The sequence below is a fragment of the Bacillus sp. FSL M7-1020 genome, from assembly GCF_038050415.1.
In the GTDB taxonomy this organism is placed as follows: domain Bacteria; phylum Bacillota; class Bacilli; order Bacillales; family Bacillaceae_G; genus Bacillus_A; species Bacillus_A toyonensis.
On sequence record NZ_JBBOTW010000001.1, the window covers coordinates 4,551,225 to 4,562,890 of the forward strand.

Here is an 11,666-nt window from a genome sequence, read left to right on the forward strand (position 1 = left end):
CTCTTAATTATAGAGATTCCCACGATAGAAACCATGGATACTTTGTGAAATATTGAGCAAAGTTTTTGTCCTTTTTGTGAATTGTTATATTTAATTTTCGTCATATTTGTTACAACTGAAAAAATATTTATTATGTATTTATTGATATATATAAATTGAAACTTCAATCAACCTTTATCCATTGGGCTTTTACGGGACAAAACAAAAAAACGAGCGACTTCATTCGCTCGTTTTTTTCATCCCATTATTCCGCACTTAATTGGCCTTTTAATTGCTGCACAATCATTGGATTCGCAGGTGCTGCCGGTTTGTAATAACTCTTTTGCTTTGCGTACTCATACATATTACGTTGGCGCATTTCATCTTGATTACGAATTTGAATTAATGTTTGGTGTAACTGTTCATTATCAGACTGAGCAATATAATTTGCATAACTTGTTAAACTTGCATTTAATCCTGCTAAATAATCATTTACCATATCTTTTTCATTCATTTCTCTCTTCCTCCTATCCTAAAAAAGTCATTAATTGTTGCTTCGTATTTCGTGCATCTTGCGCATCCTTTTGTAGCATTTGTTTCAACTCTGGATCTGTACACGTCTGTGCATACTGCTCCAACTTGTTAATAATTGTTGCGTGTCCACCGATTAAATGACGTAAGTTTTCTACTTCAAGCTCTGTTAAATTTTGCATGGAATACTCCTGCCTTTCTTTGTTCATTCGTCATTAGTATTTGGTTCTTTTTGGATTATATACATGCATGAATTAACTTCTCCTACCTATAAACAAAATAAATGATGCATAGCTATGCCATCCATCTTTTATGCTAAATATTCGTTCAATTTTATAGAGATACAATCATACTTATACTCACAAGTAAATTCCATACAATGTGTAAAATAATACTAGGTATAATAGATTGCGTCTTTTTGTATAACATCGCAAACACAATCCCCATAATCGTCGCCGTAATTAGAAGACCTCCATGAAGAATTCCAAAAATGAAGGAAGAAATAATGATACCAACTAAAAAATTATATTTCTTTTCTAAAAATCGATATAAAATACCTCGAAATAGAATTTCTTCTTTAACCGGTGTAATTATAGCAACACTTAACACATATATAATACTTTGTAGACTATTTTGAAGTCCTAAGCTCCCTAATTGTTTCTGTTGTTCTGCTGCACTTTCAAAACTAAACACATGTAACATTAAATATTGTGATAACGCAATAACCATAAAACCAATTAATAGATATAAATATGTCTTCCCATTCTTCAAAACGGATAAATCCCAAATATATTTAATAAAATGAAGAACTGGTTTATAAGCTAATAAAACGATAGCAACAACAGCTGCATCTAATAAAAGGAAATAGTACCCTTCTAAATTATCACGCAACGCTTCCTCACCATAAATCCCAAAAGCTAAACCAAGGAATAACCCTCCTAGAAGTAAGAATCCTAAAATGATTGCTATCATTACAAATAGATTTTTATATGTTATATTATCTATTTTCCTTTCCACACTATACGCTTCTAACACCGTTTTACTCATACTATTCCTCCATTTGTTTTCATTACCTTAACAAAAATCCTTTAATATAAATATAAGGATAATATAACAAAAATTTCAAAAAGAATAATATGCAATTTTACATATTATGAACGCTTTGTATTCTATAGTTTTAGGAATTATATTATTATAAAATAAAAATTTCTTACTTCCACATCATGATCCCCACTTCATACTAAACCTTATGAATAAAAGGAGAGGTAAACATGAAAACACATGATTTTCTTACTAAGGTGCAAGATAGCTATGACCCTAACCCAAGCCAAGACCCTTTTATATTTATGTTTTTCGGTTTCCTATTAGCGATATACACATACTTAAAACCCACAAAATAATATCATTTAGCAAAAAAGAGCCTCTAAACAATTAAAGGCTCTTTCTAGTTAAATTCCTTTCCGCTTCTTCAATCGCCCGTTGCATTTGCACTAACGGATTTTTAATCATCTTCCCATGCCCTGTCGCTAATATAGACGGCTTATACTCTAGCAATTTCTGAGCGCTTTTTAATGAAACTTCTGCATCCCACGTACCAAACATAGGAAACGGAAAAAGCCACATCAACTGTCCTGCTACCGCCACTCCTCCTCTCGTTTGAAATGCATCTCCAACAATGAGCGCATCATTTCTCGTGTCTAAAAACGCCATTGATCCTGGTGTATGGCCTGGGGCTGCAATTGCTACAAGTGAACCAATTTGATCTCCCTCTTGAAGAAGGATATCTGGAATCGTCTTTATCCTTTTTGACACACTCACTTTTACTTGCGTGCCTGGTTCTCCGAATTGCAGTGACAAATCCCCTTCAAGTAAACGAGCATCTCTTTCAGAAATATAGACCGAGACATTCGGCAGTTCTTGTTTTATAGCATCAAGCGCTCCTACATGGTCATCATGTGCATGTGTTATAACGATATTCGTAATCGGTTTTCCTAGTTTTCGAGCCGCTTCTAAAATCTTCTTTGCACAAAATGGCAAAGCTGCATCAATTAACGTTAATCCTGTTTCTTCTTCGACAAAGTAACAGTTAATCGGAAATAGACGCGGTAAAAATGCGATTTGATGAACTGTTCCTACTTTTATTAACTTCATCTCCTATCCCTCCATGAAAAAGAGCTGTTTACAAATACATATGTAAAACAACCCTTTTCAAGAATCCATCAATAAAAAAACCAGCAGCCAAACGGCCACTGGTTCCTTTTCATCTATTAAACTGTATAACGCTCATCTTCTAAAATTTTCGCAGCGATTTCACGTTTCTTCGGAATTACGTTAAGTGGCGTGTGACGAGTTAATTTACGTAATGATGATAACATCATGCGCAGCATGTCGCCGTTTTCAACTGCGATAAGTGTTTCTTTCGCATCTGCTTCGATTTCGTTGAATGCTTCTTGGCAGAATACTTCAGTGTATAACACTTTTTGTTTATTCTTTTCAAGACCAGTTGTTTTAATTGCTTTTTCTGTACGAAGAACAGCTGATTCCATTGCATAAAGGTTGCTTACGATGTCAGCGATATTCACAAGAATTTCTTGCTCTTTATCTAATGCTTTACCGTATTTTTGAGCCGCTAATCCAGCTACCATTAAGCCGATTTTCTTCGCGTTAGTTACTAAATATTTTTGAAGTGCTAATGGCTCATCGCCTACTTCTTCTGGCATCATCATCATTAACTCTTCTTGTAATTTTTGTGCTTTTTGAAGAAGTGGTAATTCACCTTTCATCGCTTTACGTAAGAACGTACCTGGTACGATTAGGCGGTTAATTTCGTTCGTTCCTTCGAAAATACGGTTAATACGAGAATCGCGGTACATTCTTTCAATCTCGTATTCTGCCATAAATCCGTAACCACCGTGAATTTGAACACCTTCATCTACTGTATAGTCTAATACTTCAGAACCGAATACTTTATTTAAAGAGCACTCGATTGCATATTCAGCGATAGAAGCTGCTACTGCTTTACCGTCTTTCACTTCTTCTTCAGATAATGTGCTCATGCGGCTTTCGAATAAACCTACTGTACGATATACAGAGCTTTCAGCTGCATATGTTTTCGCTGCCATATTCGCAAGTTTCTCTTGAATTAATGGGAAGCGAGCGATTGGTTGTTTGAACTGTTGACGTTGGTTTGCATATTGTGCTGAAATTTCTACTGCACGTTTCGCAGATCCAACTGTACCAACACCTAATTTATAACGACCGATATTTAAAATGTTGAACGCGATAATATGACCTTTACCGATTTCACCAAGTAAGTTCTCTTTTGGTACTAATGCATCTTCTAAAATTAACGTACGAGTTGAAGAACATTTAATACCCATTTTCTTTTCTTCTGGGCTTGTAGATACGCCAGCATATTCTTTCTCTACGATAAATGCTGAGAAGTGCTCTCCATCGATTTTTGCATATACGATAAATACGTCAGCGAATGCAGAGTTTGTAATCCACTGTTTTTCACCATTTAATACGTAATGTGTACCTTCTGCATTTAAACGTGCAGTTGTTTTTGCACCTAATGCGTCAGATCCTGAACCTGGCTCTGTTAATGCGTATGCAGCTAATTTTTCACCAGTTGCAAGTAATGGTAAATACTTTTTCTTTTGCTCTTCGTTACCGAATAATACGATCGGTAACGATCCAATACCTACGTGAGCACCGTGAGTAATTGCAAAACCACCAGCGCGAGAGAATTTCTCTGCGATTAACGCTGAGCTTACTTTATCAAGACCAATTCCACCGTACTCTTCTGGTACGTCAGCACCTAATAAACCAAGTTCCCCAGCTTCTTTTAAAAGACGAACAGAACGATCAAACTCATGTTGCTCTAAATATTCAAGCTCTGGAAGAACTTCATTTACGATAAAGTCCTCTGTCGTTTTTGCAATCATTTTATGCTCAGATGAAAAATCTTCTGGCGTAAACACTTGATCAATCGTAATCTCATCAACTAAAAAGCTACCGCCTTTAACCGCATTTCCTACTGTTTTTTCCATGAAAATTTCCTCCTTCATATTTTCATGAGCCGCTTCTCTCTTTTTGAAAGAAACTGGCTCTCCCGTTTATTTTTTATAAACCTTTGTTGCTTCCATTCTTTTTTTCATAATCCAGTTCCAGTGGCTAAAACAGTCGGTCGTTTCACCCCTTCCTGTGAGGCAAAAAGCGCCTCTTCGTCAGGGCTTCCAACGCCCTCCTGTTCTGAGCGAGCCACTTCCACTTTTTTTATAATCCAGTTCCAGCGGCTAGAATGTTCGGTGGCTTGCACTTTTTTTATAGTAATTCAAACACTCCCGCTGCTCCCATTCCGCCGCCGATACACATTGTTACGATACCGAATTGTTCGTTGCGGCGTTTCATTTCGTGAATAAGAGATAGTGTTAGTTTTGCTCCTGTACAGCCAAGTGGATGTCCAAGTGCAATTGCACCACCGTTTACGTTTACTTTTTCTTCATCTAAACCAAGTTCACGAATAACTTGGATCGATTGAGAAGCGAATGCTTCGTTTAGTTCGAATAAGCCAATATCAGATAGCTCTAAGCCAGCTAGTTTTAACGCTTTTGGAATTGCAGCGATTGGGCCGATTCCCATTACTTCTGGTGGTACGCCAGCTACTGCAAATGAACGGAATTTCGCAAGTGGCTTCATGCCATCGCTCACTGCTTTTTCACGATCCATTAATAGTACAGATGCTGCACCGTCACTCATTTGTGAAGAGTTACCAGCCGTTACAGAACCGCGAACGTTAAATGCTGGACGTAATTTACCTAAAATGTCTAGCGTCGTCTCTGCTCTTACACCTTCGTCTTGTGCGAAAATGATTGTTTCTTCTTGCAATTTATTGTTTGATCCAACCGAGCGTAACGTCACATCTACAGATACTGTTTCATCAGCAAAGTTCCCTGCCGCTAATGCTTTTGCAGCACGTTGATGACTTCTTACTGCAAATGCATCTTGCTCTTCACGAGAAATTCCATATTTCACAGCAACTTGCTCTGCTGTATGTCCCATGCCCATATAATATTCTGGAGCCGCTTCTACAAGGCGACTATTCGGACGAACGACGTGTCCCATCATCGGAACTAAGCTCATTGATTCCGCTCCGCCTGATAATACAGCTTCAGAGTGTCCAAGCATAATGCGCTCTGCTCCATAAGCGATACTTTGTAAACCAGAAGAACAGTAACGGTTAATTGTAATAGCTGGAACATCGTAAGAAAGCCCTGCTAATCCGCCGATATTACGAGCCATATTTAAACCTTGCTCTGCTTCTGGCATCGCACAACCGAAAATTAAATCATCTATTGGTCCTTCATAATTCGCACGCTTTAACGTTTCCTTTACTACTAACGCCCCTAGATCGTCAGGACGAACTGTTTTTAATGAACCCCTCTTTGCTTTTCCAATTGGTGTTCTTGCTCCCGCAACAATGACAGCTTCTCTCATGAACGATATCTCCCCTCGTTATTAGTTACGTAATGGCTTTCCTTTTACAAGCATGTGCTGCATTCTTGCTTGTGATTTCATCTCACTTACTAAGCTAATAAATGCTTCACGTTCTACATCTAATAAATACTGCTCATCAACTTCTGTTCCGTACGGCACTTTTCCGCCCGCAATGACATATGCAAGTTTCTTCGCAATGTGAAGATCATGTTCAGAAATGTAACCAGATAAATGCATTGCTTCTGCACCAAGTACAAGAGTTGCATATCCTGTTTCGCCAACAACTGGTATCTTTTTACGAATCGGTGCTTTATAGCCAGCTTCATATAAAGCAAGTGCTTTCTGTTTCGCATCATATAGTAAGTGATCACCATTCACACTAATACCGTCTTTATCGCCTAAGAAGTTGTTCGATACAGCTTCTTGTGCTGATGTAGAAACTTTCGCCATCGCTACAGATTCGAACACTTTATTCGCAACTTTTTGCAGATCAAACTCTACACCGTTTGGCATTTTATTTAAGTGTTTAATGTATAGCTCTTTATTACCGCCTCCGCCAGGGATTAAGCCAACACCAACTTCTACTAAGCCCATATACGTTTCACTAGAAGCTTGAATGCTAGCAGCCGGTAAGCAAACTTCTGTACCACCACCAAGTGTCATACCGTATGGAGCTGCTACAACTGGCTTAGAAGAGTACTTAATTTTCGTCATTGCATCTTGGAAGTTTTTCACAACCAACTCAATTTCAAAGTAATTGTCGTCTTGTGCTTCCATTAAAATCATTGCAAGGTTAGCACCAACACAGAAGTTCTTCGATTGGTTCCCGATAACAAGACCTTTATAATTCTTTTCTACTTCATCAACAGCGTAGTTAATCATTTGTGTAATATCCATACCGATTGCATTGCTCTTCGAATGGAATTCTAAGCAAAGGATGCCGTCACCTAAATCAATTAAGCTCGCGCCGCTATTTTTCTTTAATACGCCATTTTTCTCTTTTAATTGTTTAAGAGAAATTGCTTTTTTATTACGCTCGATTAGCTTATATTCACCATTATCGTAATAGTAGCTATCGCCGTTATCATGTTTATAGAAAGTAGTAAAACCTTTCTCTACCATTTCTTTTACCCAAGCTGGTACATTTACGCCGTTTTCTTCCATCTTTTGAATCGATTTTTCAACGCCGATTGCATCCCAAATTTCAAATGGTCCTTGCTCCCAACCGAAGCCCCATTTCATCGCTTGATCAATTGCCACGATATCGTCAGCAATTTCTTTATGAAGCTTTGCAGAGTATAAAAGAGTTGGTGTGATGATATTCCATAACAACTCACCTGCGCGGTCTTTCGCGTATACAAGCGCTTTCAATTTATTCGCTAATCCTTTTTCTTGCTTACTTAACTCTACGGATGCAGCTTTTAATTTTTTGCGCGCTTCGTATTCCATCGTTTCAGGATTTAATTCTAAAATTTCTTTTCCTTGTTTTAAGAAGAAGCCTTGACCAGTTTTACTTCCAAGCCATTTTTTATCAAGCATGTCATGCATGAAAGTTGGTACTTTAAATACATCACGCTCTTCTTCTTGTACGTTTTCATATACGTTATTTGCAACGTGTACGAATGTATCTAAACCAACAACATCTAATGTGCGGAACGTTGCGCTCTTCGGACGACCAATTAATGGACCCGTTACAGAATCAACTTCTCCAATGCTATAGCCGCGCTTAATCATTTCTTGAAGCGTTACAAGCAAGCCGTACGTACCAATGCGGTTTCCAATAAAGTTTGGTGTATCTTTTGCGATAACAACGCCTTTTCCAAGAACGTCTTCGCCAAATAATTTCATGAAGCTTAATACTTGTGGATCAGTTTCTTTCGTCGGTATTACCTCTAGAAGTTTTAAATATCGTGGTGGGTTAAAAAAGTGTGTTCCTAAGAAGTGTTTCTGGAAGTCGTCTGAACGACCTTCTGCCATTTTTTCAACGGAAATGCCTGACGTATTTGAGCTAACAATAGAACCTGGTTTACGAACAGCATCTACTCTTTCAAATAATTTCTTTTTAATATCTAAGTTTTCAACTACTACTTCAATAATCCAATCTACATCAGCTAGACGCTCAAGATCATCTTCTAAGTTACCTGCTTCAATCAGTGCTAAATTTCCTTTCACTGTCAGAGGAGCTGGTTTTTGCTTCAATAGTTTTTGCAGTGCCGTATTACTAAAACGATTTCTCACACTTTTATGTTCTAATGTAAGTCCCTTCGCTTCCTCTTCTTTTGTTAGCGCAGGTGGTACAATATCAAGCAATAATGTCGGAATACCAATATTAGCTAAGTGTGCCGCAATTCCTGAACCCATTACGCCTGAACCTAGAACAGCAGCCTTTTTAATTTGGAACATCCAATTCTCCCCCTATTCTTGAATGAATGCTCATTCAATTTTTCGACATAAGTCGCAATCAATGAGTGAGCCTCTACTAATAAATATATGATACAGTTTGAATTTTCGCAATATATTTATTGATAAAATTTTCTGAAATAAATATTTTTCTTTTATTTGCCCATGCTATATATATGTATTTTCTTCACTCAAATACACTTTTCCTTTTTATAATCTGACGAAACTGGAGGAATATATATGGCAAAACTTAAGAAGAACCCTTCAAAAGCTGGAATTAGCGCAGCAAGCGTAACTGGAAATGCAGGTCCACATAATCACGGTGTGGAAAAGGGCCGTCAAGGTAATAACCAACAATATAAGAAGCATAATATGGGCGAAAAATAACGGTATATTTTTGGGCAGAAAACGTGGCATAATGATTAATGGCTGCTTTTTCTGCCCAATTTATTTGTACATATGGAAAACAAAAGAGGGAACGATGATGAAACGAACAATAGTTATGATTGTAATGATTGCTACACTATTTACAGGGATGATTTTCTTCTCTTATGCACAAAGACACCAAACTGTAAGAGGTGATCAGCCTAGTATCACGGGGCAATACGGAATTACAATCGATGCAGACACAGGTGAAATTTTGTATGGAAAACGCGAAGATGAACGCTCTTATCCGGCTAGTATAGCCAAAATGATGACAACCCTTCTCTTACTAGAGAATGTAAAAGAAAATGAAGAAATTACAGTTACAGAAAACGCAATAAAAACAGAAAGTCAAAGTAAAAAAATTAAGCTGCGTGCTGGGGAAAAATTAAAACGGGATGAGGCATTAAAACTTATGCTTATCATTAGTGCAGACCCAATCTCTGAGTCAATTGCAGAACATATCGCAGGATCAAAAAATGAGTTTGTGAAAATGATGAATGCTAGAGCGAAGGAACTTGGTACAAAGCATGCAACTTTCAAAAACGCAAGTGGTGCTGATGCACTTGGAAATAAAGTATCACCATATGACATTGCCATTATTACGAAAGAAGCATTAAAATACCCAATCGTTTTACAATATATGAATTCAGTACATACAACTCTACATACTTCTGAACGCTCTCCAAAAATCGCAAACTATGGACGAGAGGAACTATATGACGATCCATATGCGATTGGAAGTAAAAGCGGTTTATCTGCACTCGGAAAATATACGGTCGTAACTGTTGATGAGAAAGACGGTAAACGCGTTATTAACGTCGTATTATCTTCTACTCGCGCGCAACTATATCCTGATACGAAGAAAATGGCACATTACGCATTTAAGCAATTAAAATAACCAAGGAGTATGTTCTCCTTGGTTATTTTTTAACCATACCTTTTAATACGAACGCAACGTTCGCTGGACGCTCTGCTAGACGGCGCATGAAATAGCCATACCAGTCGTTTCCATAAGGTACATAAACACGCATCTTGTAGCCTTCTTTTACAAGCTCAAGTTGACGCTCATTACGAATACCATATAACATTTGGAATTCAAATTGGTCTCTTGGAATATTGTGTTCTTCGGCAAGTTTTTTCGTATATTCAATAATTGCTTCGTCATGTGAAGCAATTGCAGTATAATTTCCATTTAATAAGTGCATTTTAATAATTTTTTTATAGTTATCATCTACATCTTTCTTATCCGGGAACGCTACATCTTCAGGTTCTTTATAAGCTCCTTTTACAAGACGTAAATTAGGACTATAAGCATTTAATTCTTCCATATCTTTTTCTGTACGATATAAGTAAGCTTGAATAACTGTACCAATATTATCGTATTCAGATTTTAATTGTTTAAAGATCTCAATTGTTTTCCCGCAGCGCGTATAGTCTTCCATATCAATTGTAATAAACACACCATTTTCTTTTCCAGCTTCTAAAATACGGCGCATATTGTTCATTACGATTTCATCAGAGATATCTAATCCCATAGAAGTCATCTTTAAAGAAAGCTGCGAATTAAGACCTTCTCTTCCAATTGCACGAATCGCTTCAATCGATTCGCTAGCCATTTCATTTGCTTCCGCTTCGTTATCAACAAATTCACCTAAATAATCGATCGTTACACAAAGGCCTTGCTTGTTCAATTGTTTAATAGCTGCTGTCGCTAATTCGATTGTCTCCCCTGCGACAAAACGACCTGCTCCAAAGCGTAAACCGTACTTTTTAGCTAACTTTGTTAGCGCTTTATTTTTTGACAAGAAAAGAAACGAATTTCGCATTAATTGTTCCATGTAATTCACCCCTATGACTGTAATTTATCTGTTTTTTACCCCTCTTCGAAATTATATCATTCTTTAAAATTATTTGATACAAATAATTATTTAGACAATTTATAAAATACTATAAAAACATTTAAAACCTTATATTCTTGCTTACAAATATAAAGGGAATATTTTTCGACATTTAGAAAAAACGGGTTTACTGGGCCTCAAATAGACATGTCGAAAATATTCGACATGTCTATAAAACCCTTTATATTCCATATAAATTATATAAAGATATTAATAAAGTGAAAATTCAATTAGAATAAGGCGGGCCCTCCCCCTCTGATTATTAACCCTCACCAATCGGGCTTTTACGAGATAAAAAAAGCTTAAGGTGACATTCACCTCAAGCTCTCTTATTTTTCATTTCGCTTCTCTTCATTTATCTTTTTTATATCCGAGATTAACTGTACCATTTCTTCTTTCGCATCGGGATACGTCTCATTCCAATGCTTAACTAAAGCCGGCATCGTCTTAGCTATGTAAGAATACAGTGCCCACTTCTGCACCTGTTCTTTTCTTTCTTCATTGCTCTCTCCAAGTAATAGTTCCGTGTATTTCTCTAACAACCCATCAAATTGTTCGTTAAACTTTTCACTCATCTTATCTACCTCCTATATGAAAAAAGCAGCGAAGATCGCTGCTTTTTCTTATAATTTTGATCGAACAGAGTTTAATTTCTTCTCCATTGTGCTTACTTTATCACGACGATCATCGATACGAATTGTTGTCGCAACGCGCTGTGCACCTTTCGTATATGGAACTTCATGCATTTGTTGAATGACTTCTAGAATGACAGGAAGATCTCCTTCAATAATTGTATTCATTGGTGTTAATTGATACTTCACGCGATCTGCATTTTTCTCTAGCACCTTTTGTACTTCTGCTACATATTCACTAACACTTGGATTACCTGTTCCTACTGGAATAATCGAAACGTCAACAATTGCCATAGTAGTT

Annotated in this window: 12 protein-coding genes; 2 read left to right on the plus strand and 10 right to left on the minus strand. The window is 37.0% G+C overall.

The features are described from left to right. Positions 1 to 244 precede the first annotated feature (244 nt). From MHB70_RS23540 to MHB70_RS23570, 7 genes are all read right to left on the minus strand, one after another. Positions 245 to 493, minus strand: coding sequence for a spore coat protein (locus MHB70_RS23540; RefSeq protein WP_001002985.1), 249 nt, complete (start codon positions 491 to 493; stop codon positions 245 to 247). Positions 494 to 506: 13 nt separating this feature from the next. Next, on the minus strand, positions 507 to 692 hold the full coding sequence (locus MHB70_RS23545; protein ID WP_001180553.1) for a hypothetical protein: 186 nt from the start codon (positions 690 to 692) through the stop codon (positions 507 to 509). 151 nt (positions 693 to 843) lie between these two features. Continuing rightward, positions 844 to 1,557: a CPBP family intramembrane glutamic endopeptidase gene (locus MHB70_RS23550; protein ID WP_000048028.1), complete on the minus strand. Its 714-nt coding sequence runs from the start codon at positions 1,555 to 1,557 to the stop codon at positions 844 to 846. 384 nt (positions 1,558 to 1,941) lie between these two features. Then, entirely contained in the window at positions 1,942 to 2,661 is a 720-nt protein-coding gene (locus tag MHB70_RS23555) for an MBL fold metallo-hydrolase (protein ID WP_000767044.1), read from the minus strand. Between the two features lie 116 nt (positions 2,662 to 2,777). Then, entirely contained in the window at positions 2,778 to 4,562 is a 1,785-nt protein-coding gene (locus MHB70_RS23560) for an acyl-CoA dehydrogenase family protein (RefSeq protein ID WP_000416287.1), read from the minus strand. 274 nt (positions 4,563 to 4,836) lie between these two features. Continuing rightward, on the minus strand, positions 4,837 to 6,009 hold the full coding sequence (locus MHB70_RS23565; protein WP_001206331.1) for an acetyl-CoA C-acetyltransferase: 1,173 nt from the start codon (positions 6,007 to 6,009) through the stop codon (positions 4,837 to 4,839). A 21-nt stretch (positions 6,010 to 6,030) separates the two neighbouring features. Then, complete coding sequence (locus MHB70_RS23570) at positions 6,031 to 8,412, minus strand: 3-hydroxyacyl-CoA dehydrogenase/enoyl-CoA hydratase family protein (protein ID WP_000486351.1); 2,382 nt, start codon at positions 8,410 to 8,412, stop codon at positions 6,031 to 6,033. 237 nt (positions 8,413 to 8,649) lie between these two features. Here MHB70_RS23570 and MHB70_RS23575 point away from each other — a divergent pair, with 237 nt between their 5' ends. Next, positions 8,650 to 8,796: a YuzL family protein gene (locus tag MHB70_RS23575; protein ID WP_001096344.1), complete on the plus strand. Its 147-nt coding sequence runs from the start codon at positions 8,650 to 8,652 to the stop codon at positions 8,794 to 8,796. Between the two features lie 97 nt (positions 8,797 to 8,893). After that, positions 8,894 to 9,733 carry a D-alanyl-D-alanine carboxypeptidase family protein gene (locus MHB70_RS23580; protein WP_000831453.1) on the plus strand — a complete coding sequence of 280 codons (840 nt, stop codon included), beginning with the start codon at positions 8,894 to 8,896 and terminating at the stop codon, positions 9,731 to 9,733. 22 nt (positions 9,734 to 9,755) lie between these two features. Here MHB70_RS23580 and MHB70_RS23585 read toward each other — a convergent pair whose 3' ends face one another. From MHB70_RS23585 to MHB70_RS23595, 3 genes are all read right to left on the minus strand, one after another. Beyond that, the gene (locus MHB70_RS23585) at positions 9,756 to 10,673 is read right to left on the minus strand and encodes a proline dehydrogenase family protein (protein WP_000436777.1); all 918 of its coding nucleotides are present in this window, start codon (positions 10,671 to 10,673) and stop codon (positions 9,756 to 9,758) included. A gap of 389 nt (positions 10,674 to 11,062) precedes the next feature. After that, on the minus strand, positions 11,063 to 11,308 hold the full coding sequence (locus MHB70_RS23590) for a YusU family protein (protein WP_001290590.1): 246 nt from the start codon (positions 11,306 to 11,308) through the stop codon (positions 11,063 to 11,065). Between the two features lie 48 nt (positions 11,309 to 11,356). After that, a complete protein-coding gene (locus tag MHB70_RS23595) occupies positions 11,357 to 11,659 on the minus strand; it encodes an MTH1187 family thiamine-binding protein (protein WP_001018860.1) in 303 nt (100 codons plus the stop codon). Positions 11,660 to 11,666: the final 7 nt, after the last annotated feature.

What these genes read in the sequence shown, in the direction of transcription:
- MHB70_RS23540 (WP_001002985.1), bottom strand. Translation starts at nt 493, where the DNA reads ATGAATGAAAAAGATATGGTAAATGATTATTTAGCAGGATTAAATGCA.
- MHB70_RS23545 (WP_001180553.1), bottom strand. Translation starts at nt 692, where the DNA reads ATGCAAAATTTAACAGAGCTTGAAGTAGAAAACTTACGTCATTTAATC.
- MHB70_RS23550 (WP_000048028.1), bottom strand. Translation starts at nt 1,557, where the DNA reads ATGAGTAAAACGGTGTTAGAAGCGTATAGTGTGGAAAGGAAAATAGAT.
- MHB70_RS23555 (WP_000767044.1), bottom strand. Translation starts at nt 2,661, where the DNA reads ATGAAGTTAATAAAAGTAGGAACAGTTCATCAAATCGCATTTTTACCG.
- MHB70_RS23560 (WP_000416287.1), bottom strand. Translation starts at nt 4,562, where the DNA reads ATGGAAAAAACAGTAGGAAATGCGGTTAAAGGCGGTAGCTTTTTAGTT.
- MHB70_RS23565 (WP_001206331.1), bottom strand. Translation starts at nt 6,009, where the DNA reads ATGAGAGAAGCTGTCATTGTTGCGGGAGCAAGAACACCAATTGGAAAA.
- MHB70_RS23570 (WP_000486351.1), bottom strand. Translation starts at nt 8,412, where the DNA reads ATGTTCCAAATTAAAAAGGCTGCTGTTCTAGGTTCAGGCGTAATGGGT.
- MHB70_RS23575 (WP_001096344.1), top strand. Translation starts at nt 8,650, where the DNA reads ATGGCAAAACTTAAGAAGAACCCTTCAAAAGCTGGAATTAGCGCAGCA.
- MHB70_RS23580 (WP_000831453.1), top strand. Translation starts at nt 8,894, where the DNA reads ATGAAACGAACAATAGTTATGATTGTAATGATTGCTACACTATTTACA.
- MHB70_RS23585 (WP_000436777.1), bottom strand. Translation starts at nt 10,673, where the DNA reads ATGGAACAATTAATGCGAAATTCGTTTCTTTTCTTGTCAAAAAATAAA.
- MHB70_RS23590 (WP_001290590.1), bottom strand. Translation starts at nt 11,308, where the DNA reads ATGAGTGAAAAGTTTAACGAACAATTTGATGGGTTGTTAGAGAAATAC.
- MHB70_RS23595 (WP_001018860.1), bottom strand. Translation starts at nt 11,659, where the DNA reads ATGGCAATTGTTGACGTTTCGATTATTCCAGTAGGAACAGGTAATCCA.